Origin of the sequence: Coprobacillus sp. AF33-1AC, assembly GCF_003475785.1 — a bacterium.
Lineage (GTDB): Bacteria > Bacillota_I > Bacilli_A > Erysipelotrichales > Coprobacillaceae > Faecalibacillus.
In genome coordinates, this window is record NZ_QRQB01000013.1 from 1 (window position 1) to 18,994 (window position 18,994).

16 protein-coding genes are annotated in these 18,994 nt (G+C 30.8%); 13 read left to right on the top strand and 3 right to left on the bottom strand.

Translation table 11 applies throughout. The features are described 5' to 3' along the window. Nucleotides 1-263: 263 nt before the first annotated feature. The 5 genes from pulA (at nucleotide 264) to DWZ53_RS06025 (ending at nucleotide 7,865) form a co-directional block, all read left to right on the top strand. Nucleotides 264-2,345 (top strand): type I pullulanase, encoded by a 2,082-nt coding sequence (gene pulA, locus DWZ53_RS06005; RefSeq protein WP_118432793.1) that lies wholly within the window; start codon nucleotides 264-266, stop codon nucleotides 2,343-2,345. A gap of 3 nt (nucleotides 2,346-2,348) precedes the next feature. Then, nucleotides 2,349-2,903, top strand: coding sequence for an aminoacyl-tRNA hydrolase (gene pth / locus DWZ53_RS06010; protein WP_118432794.1), 555 nt, complete (start codon nucleotides 2,349-2,351; stop codon nucleotides 2,901-2,903). Between the two features lie 8 nt (nucleotides 2,904-2,911). Continuing rightward, nucleotides 2,912-6,346, top strand: coding sequence for a transcription-repair coupling factor (mfd, locus tag DWZ53_RS06015; protein WP_118432795.1), 3,435 nt, complete (start codon nucleotides 2,912-2,914; stop codon nucleotides 6,344-6,346). 112 nt (nucleotides 6,347-6,458) lie between these two features. Then, complete coding sequence (locus DWZ53_RS06020; protein WP_118432796.1) at nucleotides 6,459-7,439, top strand: aldo/keto reductase; 981 nt, start codon at nucleotides 6,459-6,461, stop codon at nucleotides 7,437-7,439. 9 nt (nucleotides 7,440-7,448) lie between these two features. Further along, a complete protein-coding gene (locus tag DWZ53_RS06025; protein WP_118432797.1) occupies nucleotides 7,449-7,865 on the top strand; it encodes a flavodoxin family protein in 417 nt (138 codons plus the stop codon). 22 nt (nucleotides 7,866-7,887) lie between these two features. On the opposite strand, the gene DWZ53_RS06030 is transcribed toward DWZ53_RS06025, so the two are convergent. From DWZ53_RS06030 to DWZ53_RS06040, 3 genes are all read right to left on the bottom strand, one after another. After that, on the bottom strand, nucleotides 7,888-9,354 hold the full coding sequence (locus DWZ53_RS06030) for a family 1 glycosylhydrolase (RefSeq protein WP_118432798.1): 1,467 nt from the start codon (nucleotides 9,352-9,354) through the stop codon (nucleotides 7,888-7,890). Between the two features lie 100 nt (nucleotides 9,355-9,454). After that, complete coding sequence (locus DWZ53_RS06035) at nucleotides 9,455-9,925, bottom strand: dUTP diphosphatase (protein ID WP_118432799.1); 471 nt, start codon at nucleotides 9,923-9,925, stop codon at nucleotides 9,455-9,457. Nucleotides 9,926-9,974: 49 nt separating this feature from the next. Next, on the bottom strand, nucleotides 9,975-10,574 hold the full coding sequence (locus DWZ53_RS06040) for a YigZ family protein (protein ID WP_118432800.1): 600 nt from the start codon (nucleotides 10,572-10,574) through the stop codon (nucleotides 9,975-9,977). A gap of 88 nt (nucleotides 10,575-10,662) precedes the next feature. On the opposite strand from DWZ53_RS06040, the gene DWZ53_RS06045 reads away from it, so the two are divergent. The 8 genes from DWZ53_RS06045 to DWZ53_RS06080 all read left to right on the top strand — a co-directional run bounded on the left by DWZ53_RS06045 (nucleotide 10,663) and on the right by DWZ53_RS06080 (nucleotide 18,832). Further along, nucleotides 10,663-11,529: a DegV family protein gene (locus tag DWZ53_RS06045; protein WP_118432801.1), complete on the top strand. Its 867-nt coding sequence runs from the start codon at nucleotides 10,663-10,665 to the stop codon at nucleotides 11,527-11,529. A gap of 19 nt (nucleotides 11,530-11,548) precedes the next feature. Next, complete coding sequence (locus DWZ53_RS06050) at nucleotides 11,549-12,016, top strand: MarR family winged helix-turn-helix transcriptional regulator (RefSeq protein WP_118432802.1); 468 nt, start codon at nucleotides 11,549-11,551, stop codon at nucleotides 12,014-12,016. Between the two features lie 64 nt (nucleotides 12,017-12,080). After that, nucleotides 12,081-13,178 (top strand): DEAD/DEAH box helicase, encoded by a 1,098-nt coding sequence (locus tag DWZ53_RS06055; protein ID WP_118432803.1) that lies wholly within the window; start codon nucleotides 12,081-12,083, stop codon nucleotides 13,176-13,178. Beyond that, nucleotides 13,145-13,774, top strand: coding sequence for a ComF family protein (locus tag DWZ53_RS06060; protein WP_118432804.1), 630 nt, complete (start codon nucleotides 13,145-13,147; stop codon nucleotides 13,772-13,774). The genes DWZ53_RS06055 and DWZ53_RS06060 overlap by 34 nt, the downstream gene beginning before the upstream one ends. A 145-nt stretch (nucleotides 13,775-13,919) precedes the next feature. Next, nucleotides 13,920-14,117: a cold-shock protein gene (locus tag DWZ53_RS06065; RefSeq protein ID WP_118432805.1), complete on the top strand. Its 198-nt coding sequence runs from the start codon at nucleotides 13,920-13,922 to the stop codon at nucleotides 14,115-14,117. 104 nt (nucleotides 14,118-14,221) lie between these two features. Then, complete coding sequence (gene secA / locus DWZ53_RS06070; protein ID WP_118432806.1) at nucleotides 14,222-16,855, top strand: preprotein translocase subunit SecA; 2,634 nt, start codon at nucleotides 14,222-14,224, stop codon at nucleotides 16,853-16,855. Next, nucleotides 16,855-17,970, top strand: coding sequence for a peptide chain release factor 2 (prfB, locus tag DWZ53_RS06075; RefSeq protein WP_118432807.1), 1,116 nt, complete (start codon nucleotides 16,855-16,857; stop codon nucleotides 17,968-17,970). Before secA ends, prfB begins: the two co-directional genes overlap by 1 nt. After that, nucleotides 17,963-18,832: a YitT family protein gene (locus DWZ53_RS06080; protein WP_118432808.1), complete on the top strand. Its 870-nt coding sequence runs from the start codon at nucleotides 17,963-17,965 to the stop codon at nucleotides 18,830-18,832. Before prfB ends, DWZ53_RS06080 begins: the two co-directional genes overlap by 8 nt. Nucleotides 18,833-18,994: the final 162 nt, after the last annotated feature.

The window sequence follows — 18,994 nt, forward strand, 5'->3', positions numbered from 1 at the left end:
CGATATTTTAAAGCGGACCTCTAAGCTACAGATATTTTAATATACCATACATCTTACAAGGAAACTTGTAAGATGTATTTTTTTACATAATATGAATATAATAAATAATGGATATTAAAATTTATACTGTTCTTTTGAAAAGAAAAAGTATATATTAATAGTAGTGGACATAGTACAAATAATTTAACTAGAGTACTTTTATAGTACTCTTTATTAGCGACTAATAGTAAATGAGGTTATAAGTAAAGAAACGAGGCGGTTTGATGGAAAAATATAAAGCAAGGATGTTAGCTTATTTGATTGATCTAGATAAAATAGAAGTTCAGTATTCTAATCATTATTATCAAGGAATGTGTACGAATTTCTATTTAAGAGATTTAAATAATGGTTCATTAATATCAATGAATATTGTATCAGAAAGAAAAGATGAAAAAGATCATTATTATTATTTTGAAAATGTACAGATTAATTTATATCATCAATATCAAGTGGTTGATGGCTATGGATTAAGTGAAACATTACAATATACAAAGTTAGTGAATATGCCTCGTTTTGATGAAGTATTCCAATATCATGGACATGATTTAGGAGCAACATATACTCCTGATGAAACATTATTTAAAGTATGGGCACCTACAGCCTTAGAAGTCATGGTTAAAGTAGAAAACCAATGTTATACCATGAAAAGAAATGAGCATGGTGTTTTTTCGGTGATTATTGATGGTGATTTAGATAATAAGACTTATGTCTATCTTGTTAAACATCACTTATGTTTTCATGAAGCCGTTGATCCTTATGCTTATGGAAGTAGAGAAAACAATCAGGCAAGTGTTGTTGTGGATATTGACCGTTTTGATGATTCTTTATATAAAGAGGATTTGCCAGACATTTCAAGAAAAACTGATGCCATTATTTATGAGGCAAGTGTACGCGATTTTACGATGGATGAAAGTATTTACGCTACTTATCCTGGTAAGTTTTTATCAATGGTGGAATCCGGACTAAAAACACCGGGTGGTCATCCTGCTGGAATTGACTATTTGGTTGAATTAGGAATTACACATCTTCAATTAATGCCTATTTTTGATTTTGCTACAGTAGATGAATTACATCAAAAACAACTCTATAATTGGGGATATGATCCCATTCAATATGGCATTCCTGAAGGAAGTTATGCTTTAGATCCTCATGATGGTTATAGTCGTATTCAAGAATGTCGTGAAATGGTTCAAGGACTGCATAAAAAAGGCATTCGTGTCATTATGGATGTGGTTTATAATCATATGTATGATGTTAATGACAGTGCTTTTGAAAGAATTGTTCCAGGTTATTATTTTAGAAAAAATGATCAAGGTGAACTATCTAATGGTTCTTGGTGTGGTAATGATTTAAATACTAAAGCATGGATGGTAAGACAATATATTAAAGATATGTGTAAAAGATGGCAAGTATTATATGGTATAGATGGATTTAGATTTGATTTAATGGGAATTATTGATGTAGAAACATTAAATCAAGTTTATCGTCAAGGAAAAGATATTGATCGTCATTTTATGATGTATGGTGAAGGCTGGAATATGGATACAGCCCTTGATAATGAAGAAAAAGGAATGCAGGATAATCACGATAAATTAGTGCCTATTGGTTTCTTTAATGATTATTTTAGAGATACATTAAAGGGTGGCAGTGGTGATCAGTCATTAGCTCAAAAAGGTTATTTTACGGGTAATATGTATAACTGTGAAATTAGTGGTGAATGTATGAAAGCGATGCGTTATCAAGAAGTAGTTCAAAGTATTAATTATTTAGAATGTCATGATAATGCGACGATTTATGATAAATTATTAGTTTGTAATCAAGAAGAAAATGAAGAAACAAGGAAGAAAAGACAGTTAATGATGAATATGACTTTACTGTTATCACAAGGGATTCCTTTTATTCATTGTGGACAAGAATTCTATCGCAGTAAGGGTGGTAGAGGAAATACTTATAATTGTCTAGATGATATTAATAAAGTGGATTGGTCATTACTGGATAAAAATCGTTATAGTATTGATACAATCAAGAAGTTAATTTCTTTAAGAAAAGAAAATATTGCTTTTGGTTATGAAACTAAAGAAGAAGTGAATCGTTATGTGAGTGCGAAACATATCAATTATGAAGTTTTAAGATATGGTGTTAAACAAGATGTGGGAATATATAAGGAAATCTTTGCTTATATTAATCCTTCTTATTGTAGTTATCAAATTGATGATATGGCTGGATATGATATTATTTATAATGATAATGATTCAAGAGACCAGTTATCAGCAATTTCAATGAAAATATTTGGATTGAAGAGGTAGAATATGAAGTTAATTATTGGATTAGGAAATCCTGGTAATCAATACCAGGGGACAAGACATAATGTCGGATTTATGGTTTTAGATCAACTGGCAAATAAATGGAATGTAAATATCAACCAAGATAAATTTAAAGGATTATATGTAAAGACAAACTATCAAGGTGAAGCTGTTATTTTACTTAAACCACAAACTTATATGAATTTATCAGGTGAATCAGTAAGACAAGTGATGGATTTTTATAAAATAGAGAGAGAGGATATTATTGTTATTTATGATGATTTAGATATGCCTGTTGGTAAATTACGTTTAAGAGAAAAAGGAAGCGCTGGTGGACATAATGGTATTAAAAGTATTATTAGTCATGTTGGTGGACAAGATTTTAAGCGTATTCGAGTGGGAATTGAAAGAAGTAAAGTGATTCCTGTAGTAGACTATGTTTTAGGTAAGTTTACTAAGGAACAAAAGCCTTTCATTGATCAAGGAATTCATCAAGCTGTAGAAGCAATCGAAGATTGTTTAGAACATGATTTTCATCACGCTATGAATCAATTTAATTAGAGGTTATTATGGATAAGTTATTGAATATATTAAAAGCTAATCAAGCATTTCAAGCTCTATTAGCTAAAAATAAAAATTTAGTTGTTAATCATATTCAAGATGAAGCGCTATTAATATCATGCGCTTTTTTATCGTTGAATCAAGATATTGTGATTATCAAAGAAAATCAATATGAGGCAAATTTGCTATACCAACAAGTTTCTAAACTTATAAAAGAAACAGTTTATTATCCCGTTGATGAATCTTATCGTATTGAAAGCCTAGCTGCTTCACCACAGCTTTTAAGTCAACGTATTAATGCACTTTATCAATTATCAAATAAGGGACATCATTTACTTATTAGCCACGTTCATGGTTTGATGCGCTATGTTCCTAGTAAAAATATTTTAAAACAATACTGTAAAAAAATTAAAGTTGGTCAAACTTTAGATATTTATGAATTACAACAATTTTTAATTCAAGCTGGATATCAAAGAACCAATCGTGTTGATCAACCTCTTTATTTCTCTAAAAGAGGTGGGGTTATAGATGTGTTTTCTAATCAATATGATTTACCAGTCAGAATAGAATTCTTTGATGATGAAATTGATTATATTCGCTTTTATGATCCTAAAACTCAAAGAACAGTAGAAAAAATTAACGAAGTTGAAATTATTCCTGCTAGTGATATTTTATATGATGATCAAGAAGTCAATCCGGTCATTACAAAAATAAAAGATTTAGCCCAAAAACAATTATCAAGTATGGATGAACTTTATCATGATGAGCTTAATGAAAAGATTGAACTAGACATTGAAAATTTACGTAATCATGATACCAGTGCAACAAACTATGCTTATTATCATTTATTTAAAAATGTGACCAGTATTGCTCAATATTTGGATCATCCACTTATTATTCTTTCTCATCAAAATGAAATTAATTTTCAAATGAAAAACTATATTTCTGAAAACCACTATTATTATCAAGAACTTGCTTCAATAGGTAAGGTTGTCAGAGGTCTTCATTTATATCAAGATTTTTATCAAGTGATAGGTGATCAATATATATGTTTTGAGTCTATTTCAGCAAAAGAGGGAGATGTTTTATTTCATAGTCATCAACTGATGTTTGATCGTTCTAAAGAAGGAAAAGTGATTCAACAAATTAAAGATTATTTAAAAGATAATCGGGTTTTGATCTGTTTAGAAAACAAACATCAACTTCAACTTATGGTAGAATTATTTGACCGTCATGAAATGCACTATACACTGATTGGAAATGACAATCAAATCTATGATGGTATTAATATGTATGTAGGTAATTTATCTCAAGGTATTGAATTAGTTGATGAAAAAATCATTATTCTTACTGATTATGAATTATTTGGTCACGTAGAAGTAAAGAAAGGAAAATATGTTAAATACAAAGGTGCCCGTGTTATCAAAGACTATCAGGAATTAAATATTGGTGATTATGTTGTTCATGATAGTTATGGTATTGGTCAGTATCTGGGAATTAAAACATTAGAAGTAAAGGGATTCCATAAGGATTATTTATATGTTGCCTATGCCGGAGATGATACCCTTTATATTCCGGTTGAACAATTCAAACTGGTTAGAAAGTATGCCAGTGGTGATGGCAAAGTACCTAAACTTCATGCTTTAGGAAGTAGTCAATGGAGTAAGCTTAAACAAAAAGCTAAGAATAAAATTGATGATATTGCTGAACAGTTGATTAGTTTATACGCTAAAAGAATGGCTCAACCAGGATTTGCTTTTAGCCAAGATAATGAAATGCAAATAGAATTTGAAAAAGAATTTGGTTATGCACTGACACCAGATCAACAACGTAGTGTTGATGAAATTAAAGCAGATATGGAAAAACCACAACCCATGGATCGTCTATTATGTGGAGATGTTGGCTTTGGGAAAACAGAAGTGGCTTTAAGAGGTGCTTTTAAAGCTATTTTAGACCAAAAACAAGTTGCCTTTTTATGTCCAACGACCATTTTATCAATGCAACATTATAAAACAGCATTAGAACGTTTTAAAAATTTTCCAGTAGAGATTGCTTTATTGAATCGATTTACAACAACGAAAGAAAAAAACAGAATCTTAAAAGGAATTCAAGATGGTACGATAGACTTTGTTATCGGAACACATCGTATTCTTTCTAAAGATATTAAATTTAAAGATTTAGGTTTATTGGTTATTGATGAGGAACAACGCTTTGGGGTTAAACAAAAAGAAAAGATTAAAGAATATCGAGAAACAATAGATGTTCTTTCACTTTCAGCGACGCCAATTCCAAGAACTTTACAAATGTCTTTAATGGGAATTAGAGGATTATCACAAATAGAAACACCACCTAAAGATCGTTTACCAATTCAAACTTATGTAATTGAAAAAAATGATGTTTTAGTTAAACAAGTCATCGAAAGAGAACTAGCAAGAGGAGGACAGGTTTTCTATCTTTATAACCGTACTCAAGATATTAATCAAGTGGCTTATAAAATTGCTTCTACTATTGAACATGCAAAAGTAGCTGTAGGACATGGTCAAATGGATAAAGATGAACTTGAAGATGTCATGTTAAAGTTTATGAATAAAGAATTCAATGTACTTGTTTGTACAACAATTATTGAAACCGGAATAGATATTCCTAATGCAAATACAATTATTGTTGAAGATGCAGATCATTTTGGTTTAGCACAGTTATATCAAATTAGAGGTCGTGTTGGTAGAAGTAATCGAGGGGCATATGCCTATTTATTATATTCTAAAAACAAGATGATGAATGATGAAGCCATGAAACGTTTACAAGCTATCAAAGAATTTACAGAGTTAGGTAGTGGATATAAAATTGCCATGCGTGATTTATCCATTCGTGGTTCTGGTGATATTTTGGGTGGTAAACAAGCTGGTTTCATTGATGATATTGGTTTTGAAATGTATATGAAAATCTTACAAGACGCCATTAACCAACGTAAGGGTATTGAAACTAAACCAGAAGAAGAATTAAAAACTTTACCTATTCAAGTTGATGGTTATATTCCTGAAAACTATGTGGAAAGCGATTATGAAAAGTTAGAATTGTATCAACGTTTAGATCAAGTCAAAGATATGCAGGGACTTGTTTCTTTAAAAGGTGATTTTGTTGATTATTATGGAAAATTGCCTCATGAGGTTGAATTACTGATTGAAAAGCGTAAATTAGATATCTTAGCGCATCATCAAGCTATTGAATCAGTAGAAGATTATAAAGATCAATTAAGAATTAAATTTACTAAAGAAGCATCGAATAAGATAGCTGGTGATGAATTATTTATGCTATGTCATCAATTATTCACAAAACCACAATTTAAGGCTTTAAATAATCAAATTATTCTCATGTTACCAAAAGGTGAACAATGGCTAGAACGTGTCAATCAATTATTAGAAACAGTCATAAAAAATAAATAGTGGCTTTAGGCCACTTTTTTACTATTCATTTATGTTATAGCAGATTACGTTATTGATATTGTACTTTTAAATAACAAGTGAATAAAATAGAAGTAAAGAAAGGGTGAAAATAATGAGAAAAGTAAGATTAGGTAAAACAGATATATATGTTAATGCTGTAGGACTTGGTTGTATGGGATTAACTCATGCTAGTGGGATACCACTTCCTAAAAAACAAGCAGTAGAAATATTACAAAAGGCTCATGATATGGGTTATGATTTTTATGATACAGCACAATGTTATACAGGAATTAATCCGGATGGAAGTATAGCTTATAATGAAGAAGTTGTTGGAGAAGCCATTAAACCATTTAGAAAAGATATAATTTTATGCACTAAATTTGGAGTTAAACATATGGGCGATCATTTAGAATTTGACAGCAGCCCTCAAACAATAAGAAAATCAATAGAAGAATCATTAAAAAAACTACAAACAGATTATATTGATATTTATTATCAACATCGTATTGATCCTGAAGTGGAACCTGAAGTTGTCGCTAGTGTTATGAAAGAATTAATTGAAGAAGGTAAAATTAAGGCTTGGGGTATTTCGGAAACAAATGAAGAATATTTAAGAAGAGCGCATGCGATTTGTCCGGTTACAGTTATTGAAAACAGATATTCAATGATGGCAAGATGGCATGAAAATTTGATGCCTGTCTGTAAAGAATTAGGTATTACATATGTTGCCTTTTCACCACTTGCTAATGGAGCACTTTCAGGAGCTTATCAATCTATTAAAGATTTTGGTAGCGGAGAACAAGATTTTAGGGTTGATATGCCACAATATAGTGAAGAAGGTATTAAAAAGACTAATGAACTATTAGAAGTCGTTTCTAAAATAGGTAAAAAACATCATGCAACAAATGCTCAAATGTCATTAGCTTGGATGATGAACAAATATGATTTTATTATTCCTATTCCTGGATCTAGAAAACTTGAAAGATTAAAATCAAACTATGAAGCAGGAAATATAGAATTAAGTCAAGAAGAAATTAAAACAATTGATGACAAATTAGATTCTATGGAATTTAATGTTTTTGGTGGACATTAGGAGGTTAAGATGAGTATATTATTTATTAATGGAAGTCCTAATAAAGATGGGAATACAGTAGCTCTTACAAGTCATTTTTTAAAGGGAAAAGAGTATCAAACATTGAATTTAGTTGATTATAAAATATATAGTTATGGACAAAAATTTGATGATGATCAATTTAATGAAGTCATTGATAAGATGAAAGAAGCGGATACAATTGTGATTGGTTCTCCACTTTATTGGCATAGTATGTCAGGAGCGATTCGTAATTTATTAGATCGTTTTTATGGATATGTAGATGAAAATCTATTAAAAGGAAAAGATTTGTATTTTGTTTTTCAAGGCTGTGCACCAACACAAGAACAACTTGCTTCTGGTGAATATACGATGAAACGTTTTGCTAGTTTATATGGCATGAATTATAAACAAATGATAACAAAATAAAAAACACGCAATGCGTGTTTTTTTAGTCTAAATCTTCACCTTGACTGGCAATCACTTTTTTATACCAGTAGAATGAATCTTTTTTCATACGTTTCATTGTACCAGTACCATCATCATGTTTATCGACATAAATAAATCCATAACGTTTTCTCATCTCTCCAGTACCGGCAGATACTAAATCGATGCATCCCCATGTTGTATAAGCAATAAGATCTACGCCATTTTCAATCGCTTTAGCCATTTCTTTAATATGTTCACGATAGTATTCAATACGATAATTATCATGGATACTTCCATCTTCTTCAACAGTATCATAAGCACCAAGACCATTTTCTACAACCATTAAAGGCTTTTCATAACGATCATAGATCATTTCTAGATAATATCTTAAACCTTGAGGATCTAAAGCCCATCCCCAATCTGAATATGTCAAATAAGGGTTGCGTACACCAAATGACATATTACCACCTACTGTATCATCATTTGGATGAGTTGTCACAGCTTGTGACATGTAGTAAGAGAATGTATAAATGTCTACTGTACCATTTTTCAAATCTTCTAAATCTTGATCAGTGATATCTAACTGTACATTGTGTTCTTTCCATAGACGTTTAGCGAAAGTTGGATATTTTCCTTTACATTGAACATCACCACAGTAGAAGATTCCCTTTTCCCATTTAGAACGATTAAATAAAATATCTTGAGGATCTGATGTAAGTGGATAATATGTAATACCACAAATCATACAACCAATCTTATTTTCTGGATCAACTTTATGACCAATTTGAACAGCTCTGGCACTAGCTACAAATTGATAATGTAGATGTTGATAAGCTTCTTGATATTGTTCATCACTGGCATCGTCTGGTAAGAAATTGATGGTATTATTAATTTCATTAAATGTTAGCCAGTATTTTACAAGTCCTTTGTATTCATTAAAGATTGTTGTGACATATTTTTCATAGAAAGCAATATATTTTCGATCTTGCCAATCACCATATTTTTCTTCTAATGCAAGTGGTGTATCAAAATGCCAAATTGAAACAAGAGGTTCAATACCAGCATTTCTAAGTTCAGTAAAGACATTTCGATAGAAGTCTAATCCAGCTTGATTAGGTGTGTCTTCTTCTCCGGTAGGATAAATTCTTGACCAAGAAATAGATAATCTAAACATTTTAAATCCCATTTCTTTAAGTAAAGCAATGTCTTCTTTATAGTGATGATAGAAATCAATACCATCATGATTAGGATATAATTCATCATCGAAAACAGCAAAATGAGCACCTTCTGGTAATTTAAAACTATGGCTGTTAGGTACTTTTTGTTTATTTCCATCTTTGTCAATAAAAGTAATCATACGAGGTGTATTGACAGTACCTCCTGTTGTCACATCAGTACGTGCCATACCACGTCCATCTACGTTCCAGGCACCTTCACATTGGTTGGCAGCAACAGCGCCACCCCAATAAAAGTTTTCATTAAATTTCATTTTCTTTCCTCCTTGAATTAGTGTTATTATAACGCTTTTATGTGACTCAAAAGTGAATTTTCAAATTCTAAAAAAATTATAAATAAAAAGATTAGCTTGGCTAATCTTTTTGTTCATATTGATTACAATAAGTTTCAAATAATTGATGCATATCTAAGTCTAATGCAAAACCTAATGTTAAGTAGTCATCAACTAAATCTTGAAAGTCTGTGAATTGATATGTTTGGTTTAATTTTAAGGCTGTTTGATAAAGATCAATAAATCTTTTACTTAAAGATTGATGATTAGTTAATTCATTGACATCTTTTAAATGATCAACCTTTAATTCAAAACCAATCGAAAGTAACATATGCAAACCTTGCATATAGGCACTTGTTAAGTCTTCTACACTATGTTTAGAATGATCCCAAAAACTATAACATTGAGATTCTTCACCTACATGACCTAATTCACTTAAAAAGGATAAGATTTTAGCTTCGACCATTTCCTTATTTAAAAGGTTGTATTGTTCGTTGATTAAAGCAAGTTCATGATGAACATGTCGACGATAAATTTTATCTATTTCATACATTTTAATCACCTCAATATTATTATAAACCTTATTGTGACAATGGGATGAACTATTTTATTTTTACATATTCTTTTTTAATAAACTCTTTTTTATATTGATTACTTGTTAAATCTTGAATAGTGTCAAAAAAACTAAAATCACGAATATAACAACGATAGGTTACTTGATCTAGATACTCTTTATTCATACAATCTATATCTAATGTTTTTAATAAATGTTCAAACTTTTTCGTATAATGATAATCAATGGTGATATCATAGATATCAACAAGTTCTTTTTCTACAATGTCAGCTTCTTTTAATGCTTCACTTACAGCTTGACTATAAGCTCTTGTAAGTCCACCAGCACCTAATTTAATGCCACCAAAATAACGTGTTACAATAGCGATAATATTAGTTAATTCTTGTTTTTGTAATACATTTAACATGGGCAAACCGGCAGTACCTGATGGTTCACCATCATCATTGGCTCTTAAAGAAGAACCAACAATATAAGCAACACAATTATGCGAGGCATCATGGTATTTTTCTTTATATTCATTAATGATTGTTGTGACTTTATTTTCATCATCACAGGGAATTAATGTACAAATAAATTCAGATTTTTTTATTATTAAATGATATTCGCTTATTTGATTTACAGATTTCATAATTTTACCTCATCGCAATAATGATAACACATATTTCTTTTAAATTGACGAGGAATTTGCTATTATAAATAAAGAAGAGGTGTTGAGTATGACAAAAATTGCAATTTTAACTGATAGTGGATGTCAATTGCCAATAGGAAAAAATGAGGATGAAGGTATATTTGTTTGTCCACTTACAATAACAATGAAGAATAAAGGTTATTTAGATGGAATAGAAATTGATAGTCAAACTGTATTTGAAACAATGGAAAAAGAAGACCTTATAGTATTAACTTCTCAACCATCGACAGGAGTCATTCATGATGCGGTTGAAAGAATTAAGGCTCAAGGATATGAACATGTCATTGCTTTACCTATAGCGACAGGTTTATCTTCTACTTTAAATGGGATGAAATTGGCTTGTGATATGGCAGATATTCCAGTGACATTAGTTGATAGTAAAGGAACTGCACGTAATCAACGTTATTTGGTAGAAACAGCAGCAATGCTTGCTAAACAAGGAAAAGAGCCAGAAGAAATAGGTGATATTTTACGTCAAATGGTTGAAGAGTCAGCAACGATTATTATGGTACCTAATTTAGAACATCTAAAAAAAGGAGGACGTATTACTCCAGCAGTAGCATTACTTGCAGGATTACTAAAGATTGTTCCGATTATGAAGCTTAATTATGATTTAGGTGGAAAAATTGATACTTTGGATAAAGTTCGTACAGTTAAAAAAGCAAATTTAAAGATTATTGATCATATGATTAATGATTGTCATGTTAATGCTAAAGATTATATTTTTGCTATTGAACATGTTTTAAATGAAAAACTTGCTAATGAAATGAAAGATGAATTAATTCGCCGTTTAGGTGATTGTGATATTTTAGTTCGTGAGTTACCGGCAGTTGTAGGAGCTCATATGGGAATTGGTGGTATTGGCTATCAATATATTAAGAAATATCAAGGATAATAGATATAAGAGGTAAGCTATGGATAAAAAGACAGATACTGTGGAACTTATTGTGGATTTGGTTAATACAACATTAGATATTCAAGATCTTTATTTAAGAGAAAGTGAATATAGTCAATTATCAATGAGTGAAATGCATGTTATTGAAGCGGTAAGTAAAGAAGAAGTTCCTTCAATGACAGCAGTTGCCAATCATTTGAATATCACTTTAGGAACATTGACAACAGCAGTTAAAAAGATTATCGAAAAGGGCTTTTTAGTCAAAGAACGATCAAATGAAGACAAAAGAATTTTCTATCTTCGTTTAACTAAAGAAGGAGAAAAAGCATTAGAAGTTCACAATCAATTTCATAAGGAATTAGCTTATTATATTAAATCACATATACCTCAAGAAAGAATGGATTGGGTTTATGAAACAATTAAACTTATTTATTCTGATTTAATTGATTATCGTAGTGAATTAAGAACAAAGAAAAAAGCTAAATAAACATGGCACATATTTAGGACACTTTTTGTGTCCTTTTGTTTTACAATATAAATGGGTGATGAAGATGATTTGTCCACGATGTTTAAATGAAGATCCTCAATATTTTTATCAAATTCAAGATCGTTATTATTGTCGAAAATGTATTCATTATGGTCATCAGGAAACTTCTATTCAACTTACTTATCCTAACCAAAATGTTGATTATCATTTACAATATGAACTAACGAAAGAACAAAAACGCATTGCTTTTCAAATTTTAAAACGGTATCAAAAGAAAAAAGATACCGTTGTTAAATCAGTGACGGGGTCAGGCAAAACAGAGATGATTTATCCAGTTATTAAATATGCTTTAAATCAAGGACATAAAGTATGTTTTACAACACCACGAAAGGCCTTAACTCAAGAACTTGCAATGCGGATAGAAAAACAATTTACTGGCATTAAACCTGTGATTGTGTATGGGGGACATTCAAAGCAGGTGGATGGGCAGTTTATTATTTGTACAACGCATCAGTTATTTCGTTATCGTCATTGTTTTGATTTGTTAATCCTAGACGAATTTGATGCTTTTCCTTATGCTGGAAATAATGAATTACAAGCGATGTTAAAGACGAGCATAAAGGGACATTATGTTATGATGTCAGCAACGAATCAAGAAAGTGATCTTTTATTAAAACGACGCTATCATGGTCATGATTTACCAGTACCTAAGAGTATTGTTGTTCCTGATATTTTCAGTTATTTCATGATGATGAAGTTGTTAAAGCGATATCGAGCATCTAAAAAACCAGCATTGATCTTTGTACCAACAATCAAAGATATTAAACCTGTTGTCAAATTTTTAAAGGTTGTGGGATTTAAAGTCTATGGTGTATCCTCTCAAACTGAAAATATCAAGCATCATTTAGAATTATTAAAAGAGAATCTTTATGATGCATTAATTACGACCACAATTCTAGAAAGAGGGATGACAGTAAAAAATATACAGGTTATTGTTATGAAAGGTGCTCATCCAATTTATGATTGTCCAACATTGGTTCAAATAGCTGGCAGAGTGGGAAGGGTTGTTCCTTTTAATGAGGGTGAGGTTATCATATTAAGTTATTTTAAAACTAAGGAAATAAGACAATGTATCAAAGAAATAAAAGCACTCAATGCTTAATATGTAATCAAGATTTAAACCAAAGTGTAGACTTATTTCATCTAATATATCAACCACCAATATGTTGTGAGTGTTTGCATCAGTTTGTAATATGTGACTATCACGGGCACTTCCATCACTATCCATTAACAATCCTCTATCATTATAATGATTTCTTTAGACAACTATTATACCAATATAAAGGTTTGGGAGATATAGCATTAAAGTCAGTGTTTCTCTTACCGTTTGTTCATGATTTAAAAAGACACCATCGTTTAGTTGTTGTTCTTCCTAGTAGTAATCAAGATAATCAAAAACGAGGATTTGCTCCCAATGAAACCATAATGAAAGAAGCAGGCTTTCAAATTTTTAATGGTTTATACAAAACGTCCAATTACAAACAAACGAAGCAAAAAGATCGAAGTCAAATTAAAAAGGTGTTAAAGATGAAAAATGGACATTTGCTCAAAAATAAAAGAGTTATTATTTTTGATGATGTGATAACATCGGGACATACACTTCAAGCAGCCTTGTCCTTAGTTGAACAATATGATCCGCGTTCTATTGAAATTCTTATTCTTTCAAGTAAACAAATACCGCCACAAATTTCTAAATGATGATTCTTTTACTTAGTATTCGATTTTATTGCAGACCGGATTCGACACATAATGATATGATGATAATTTTGTCGATTGAAAAAACTCACTATTTTAGCCACTATCCAATATACTAGAAATGTACCAAGGAAAGGATGAATTTTGAATGCGTGGAAAAGTAAAATGGTTTAACGCCGAAAAAGGGTTTGGATTTATTGATCGTGGAGAAGGAAAGGATATATTTGTTCACTATAGTCAAATTGTACAAGATGGTTACAAGACATTGAATGAAGGTGAAGAAGTAGAATTTGAACTTTATCAAAGCGAACGTGGAATGCAAGCCAAACATGTTGTAAAAATCTAGGTATAACCTAGATTTTTTCATATAGATAAATAAAAATATCTTTTAATAAGATAGGCTAGGTGTTATAATGAACTAGACTTAATATGGAGGAGTATATATTTTTTATGGCAAGTAGAAAAGAAGAAATTAGAAAAGAATTAAAAAAGAAAAATGCCAAACAAGGACTTAATATCGAAGCTGAAAAAAATATTGTTGATTTACAAGATCAACAAGGTAGTGATATACATGTAGAAGATTTTAAGAATGAAGAGTTCAATGGCAAAGTGATTCCATTTTCAACAGAACCACAAAAAAACAAAAGAAGTTTAGTATCAAAAATCAAGGGTGTCTTTGATGATGAAAGAAAACAATTAAAAAGAATTGGCAAGATGGCAGATCAAATTATTGCTTTAGAAGGAAAATATGAAGCAATGAGTGATGAAGATTTAGCTAGTCAAACACAAATTTTTAAAGATAAACTAGCTGATGGGAGTACATTAGATGATATTTTAATTGATGTTTTTGCAGTTGCCAGAGAAGCAGCTTGGCGTCAATTAGGGTTAAAAGCATTTAAAGTGCAATTAATGGGTGGTATTGCTTTACATGATGGTGATATTGCTGAAATGAAAACTGGTGAAGGGAAAACATTAACTTCTATTTTCCCAGTTTACTTAAATGCTTTAACTGGTAAAGGTGTTCATGTTGTTACTGTCAATGATTATCTTGCTGAACGTGATGCAAGAAACAATGGTAAAGTATATGAATTTTTAGGTTTAACTGTAGGGTTAAATAAAAGAGAATTAACTCCAGAAGGAAAGAAAGCAGCACATGGTTGTGATATTACTTATACAACAAATGCTGAACTTGGATTTGATTACTTAAGAGATAATATGGTGACTTCATTAGAAGATAAAGTTTTAGTGAATGGTTTAAATTATGCTTTAATTGATGAGGTTGACTCAATCTTAATTGATGAATCAAGAACGCCACTTATTATTTCTGGTGGTCGTAAAAATACTGCTGCACTATATATTCAAGCAGACCGTTTTGTTAAATCATTAAAAGCAGATGAAGATTATGAAGTTGATGTGGAAACAAAAACAGTTGCTTTAACTCCAAGTGGTATTACAAAAGCAGAAAAAGGATTTAAAATTGATAATTTATATGATATTCAACATACTTCTCTTGTTCATCATATTAATCAAGCTCTAAAAGCAAACTATGCTATGCAAAGAGATGTTGAATATATGATAGCAACAGAAGACGGAACACGTGATATTAGAAATGCTAAGATCATGATTATTGATCAATTTACTGGACGTGTGATGCCAGGGCGTGCTTATTCTGATGGGTTACATCAAGCTATTGAAGCTAAAGAGGGTGTACCGATCAAAGAAGAAACAGAAACAAGAGCAACGATCACTTATCAAAATTTCTTCAGATTATTTAATAAATTAGCAGGGATGACAGGTACTGCTAAAACTGAAGAAGAAGAATTTATGATGATTTATAACATGCGTGTTATCGAAATTCCAACTAACAAACCAGTTATCCGTGATGACCGTACTGATAAAATTTATTCAACAAAAACAAATAAATTTAAAGCATTATGTGATGAAGTGGCTGCAAGACATGCTTATGGTCAACCAATTTTGATTGGTACTGTTTCAGTAGAAACATCTGAAGTACTATCAAAAATGTTAGATCGTCGTGGTATTAGACATAATACTTTAAATGCTAAAAACCATGCTAAAGAAGCTGAAATCATTGCTCGTGCTGGACAAATGGGTGCTGTAACTATTGCCACAAATATGGCTGGACGTGGTACCGATATTAAACTTGGAAAAGGTGTTCCTGAAATAGGTGGTTTAGCTGTTATTGGTTCTGAAAGACATGAATCACGTCGTATTGATAATCAGTTACGTGGACGTTCCGGACGTCAAGGAGATCCAGGATATTCAGTATTCTATGTATCATTTGATGATGAATTAATGCAAAGATTTGCGGGTGAAAGACTTCAATCATTTACTAAGTATTTAGATGATGATATGGCAATTGAAAATAAGATGGTCTCTAAAACAATTGAAAATGCTCAAAAACGTGTAGAAGGTCAAAACTTCGATGCTCGTAAACATATTCTTGAATATGATGATGTAATGAGACAACAACGTGAAATCATGTATAAAGAACGTGATGAAATTATGACAGCAGAAAGTTTAGATGATGTCATTAAAGGAATGTTCAATCAAGCTATTGAACAAGTTATTAAAAAATGCACAACACATGAAAAACATGATACTGTTGATGTTAAAGCTGTTGTTGATTATGTAGCCAAAAATTACATGTTATTATGTGAAGTAGAAGCAACTAATGAAGAAGCAATGACTAAAGATCCTGCTAAATTATTAGAATCATTAACTGAATTATGTTTTAATCAATATCAAATGAGATTAAATCAAGATCTTGAAAAAGATAAATTATTAAGATATGAAAGAAGTATTCTTTTAGGAGTCATTGATTATACATGGATTAATCATATTGATGCAATGACTAAACTTAGAAATGGTATTTATTTACGTGCTTATGCTCAAAAAGATCCACTTGCTGAATATACAGAAGAAGCTTTCTATATGTTTGAACAAATGACTTTATCTATTGCTGATGCTGTGAGTCAAAATATTGTTCACATGGGAATTAGACCTGGAAGCGAAGCTGAAAAAGATATTCCTCATTTAAAATTAGAGTTAACGTTTAATTAATGGAATTATATGAAATAAAAAATGGGCTTGATCAAGCCCATTTATTAATAAAAGAATTTTATATTTCAGCAAGAATTGAGGAAAAGCTTCGTGAAATAGATGGGTTAGAACATCAAACATTACAAGATGGTTTTTGGGATGATGCCAATCATGCAAAAAATATCTATGATCAATTAAATGGAATGAAAAAAATAACTGATGAATATACAAGACTAAATCAAATGTTATCATCATTAGATGAAACTTATATTTTAGTTAAAGAAACAGATGATCAGGAGTTTATGCAAGTATTAGAAAGTGATTATGAAGAATTTAAAAAAGCATTAGATGAATATGAAAAACTATTACTCTTATCTCATGAACATGATCATTTGAATGCGATTGTTGAAATTCACCCTGGAGCTGGAGGTACGGAAAGTCAAGATTGGGCAGAAATGCTATTTAGAATGTACCAAAGGTATTGTGATAAAAAAGATTATAAAATAGAAGTATTAGACTATCTAGATGGTGATGTAGCCGGAATTAAATCAGTTACTTTTTTAGTTAAAGGATACAATGCTTATGGTCATTTAAAAGCAGAAAAAGGGGTTCATCGTTTAGTGAGAATCTCACCATTTGATTCTTCTAAAAGACGACATACTTCTTTTGCATCAGTTGATGTCATTCCGGAATTTAATGATCAAGTTGAAATTGAAATTAGAAGCGAAGATATTCGAATTGATACTTATCGTGCTAGTGGTGCTGGAGGACAGCATATTAATAAAACTGATTCAGCAGTACGTATTACTCATTTACCAACAGGCATTGTTGTAACTTGTCAAAGTCAACGTAGTCAGATACAAAATAGAGAACAAGCTATGTTGATGTTAAAAAGTAAGTTGTATCAACTGATGTTAGAAAAACAAGCTAAAGAATTAAAAGAAATCCAAGGAGAACAAAAAGAGATTGCATGGGGATCACAAATTCGTTCCTATGTTTTACATCCTTATTCTTTAGTCAAGGATGTAAGAAGTCAATATGAATCTAATAATCCTAAGGATGTATTAGATGGTAACCTAGATCCTTTTATTTATGCTTATTTAAAATCTGAATTAAAGGAGGGAAAAGATGACTAACTTATCTGGTTTAAAAAAGACAATCTTTGAAACAGTTATGATTGTTTTAGGAAATTTGATTTTAGCTTTTGGAATTTGTGCCTTTATCACGCCTCATGGTATTATCATGGGAGGGGCAACTGGAATAGGGTTAATTGGTAAACATTTAACAGGGATTCCAATGTCAATGATTGTTTATGCTATTAACATCTTTATGTTTATTCTAGGCTATTTTTGTCTGGGGAAAAAATTTGCATTAGGAACAGCTTTGAGTACCATTATTTTCCCTACTTTTCTTACATTATTTGAAAATATTCCAGCAGTGAGTCAGATTACTCAAGACATGTTACTATCTGCAATTTATGCCGGTATTTTTATTGGTGGTGGTTTAGGATTAGTGATTAGAATGGGTGCGAGTACTGGAGGAATGGATATTCCTCCATTAGTTGTAAATAAAAAAACAGGGATTTCCGTTGCTGTTTTAATTAATGCATTTGATTGTGTGATTTTGGCTTGTCAAGTTCCCTTTTCTAGTGTTGAACAGATTTTATATGGAATCTTAGTCGTTTTGATTAATGCTATTGTGATGGATAAAATGATTATGTTAGGTGAATCAAAAGTTCAAGTGATTGTTATTTCACCTAAATGGCAAGAAATCAGACATGTTGTTTTTGATGATATTAATCGAGGATGTACATTATTAAATGTAACAACAGGATATATGCAAAAACAAAGCTATGCCGTCATGGCAGTTGTTAGTAAAAGAGAGTTACATACATTAATGGGATTGATTAGAGATGTTGATCCTGCGGCATTTATTATTAGTAATGAAACACATAGTGTACATGGTAGAGGATTTACCCTACCTAATATAGATTTATAAAAGGCTTTATTTTGAAGCCTTTTTGGCTATTCAAATAATTTAGGGGTCTACTTTAGGGGAATGAACTTCTAATAATTGACATTGAAAAACAACAGCTATGATCCTGGCTGTTTTTTTTATAGTTCGTTTATCGTTAATATTGTCTAGATACTATGAAAGGAA

Bases quoted from the DNA above. Each gene is read 5' to 3' on its own strand.
- pulA (WP_118432793.1), top strand. From the start codon at position 264: ATGGAAAAATATAAAGCAAGGATGTTAGCTTATTTGATTGATCTAGAT.
- pth (WP_118432794.1), top strand. From the start codon at position 2,349: ATGAAGTTAATTATTGGATTAGGAAATCCTGGTAATCAATACCAGGGG.
- mfd (WP_118432795.1), top strand. From the start codon at position 2,912: ATGGATAAGTTATTGAATATATTAAAAGCTAATCAAGCATTTCAAGCT.
- DWZ53_RS06020 (WP_118432796.1), top strand. From the start codon at position 6,459: ATGAGAAAAGTAAGATTAGGTAAAACAGATATATATGTTAATGCTGTA.
- DWZ53_RS06025 (WP_118432797.1), top strand. From the start codon at position 7,449: ATGAGTATATTATTTATTAATGGAAGTCCTAATAAAGATGGGAATACA.
- DWZ53_RS06030 (WP_118432798.1), bottom strand. From the start codon at position 9,354: ATGAAATTTAATGAAAACTTTTATTGGGGTGGCGCTGTTGCTGCCAAC.
- DWZ53_RS06035 (WP_118432799.1), bottom strand. From the start codon at position 9,925: ATGTATGAAATAGATAAAATTTATCGTCGACATGTTCATCATGAACTT.
- DWZ53_RS06040 (WP_118432800.1), bottom strand. From the start codon at position 10,574: ATGAAATCTGTAAATCAAATAAGCGAATATCATTTAATAATAAAAAAA.
- DWZ53_RS06045 (WP_118432801.1), top strand. From the start codon at position 10,663: ATGACAAAAATTGCAATTTTAACTGATAGTGGATGTCAATTGCCAATA.
- DWZ53_RS06050 (WP_118432802.1), top strand. From the start codon at position 11,549: ATGGATAAAAAGACAGATACTGTGGAACTTATTGTGGATTTGGTTAAT.
- DWZ53_RS06055 (WP_118432803.1), top strand. From the start codon at position 12,081: ATGATTTGTCCACGATGTTTAAATGAAGATCCTCAATATTTTTATCAA.
- DWZ53_RS06060 (WP_118432804.1), top strand. From the start codon at position 13,145: ATGTATCAAAGAAATAAAAGCACTCAATGCTTAATATGTAATCAAGAT.
- DWZ53_RS06065 (WP_118432805.1), top strand. From the start codon at position 13,920: ATGCGTGGAAAAGTAAAATGGTTTAACGCCGAAAAAGGGTTTGGATTT.
- secA (WP_118432806.1), top strand. From the start codon at position 14,222: ATGGCAAGTAGAAAAGAAGAAATTAGAAAAGAATTAAAAAAGAAAAAT.
- prfB (WP_118432807.1), top strand. From the start codon at position 16,855: ATGGAATTATATGAAATAAAAAATGGGCTTGATCAAGCCCATTTATTA.
- DWZ53_RS06080 (WP_118432808.1), top strand. From the start codon at position 17,963: ATGACTAACTTATCTGGTTTAAAAAAGACAATCTTTGAAACAGTTATG.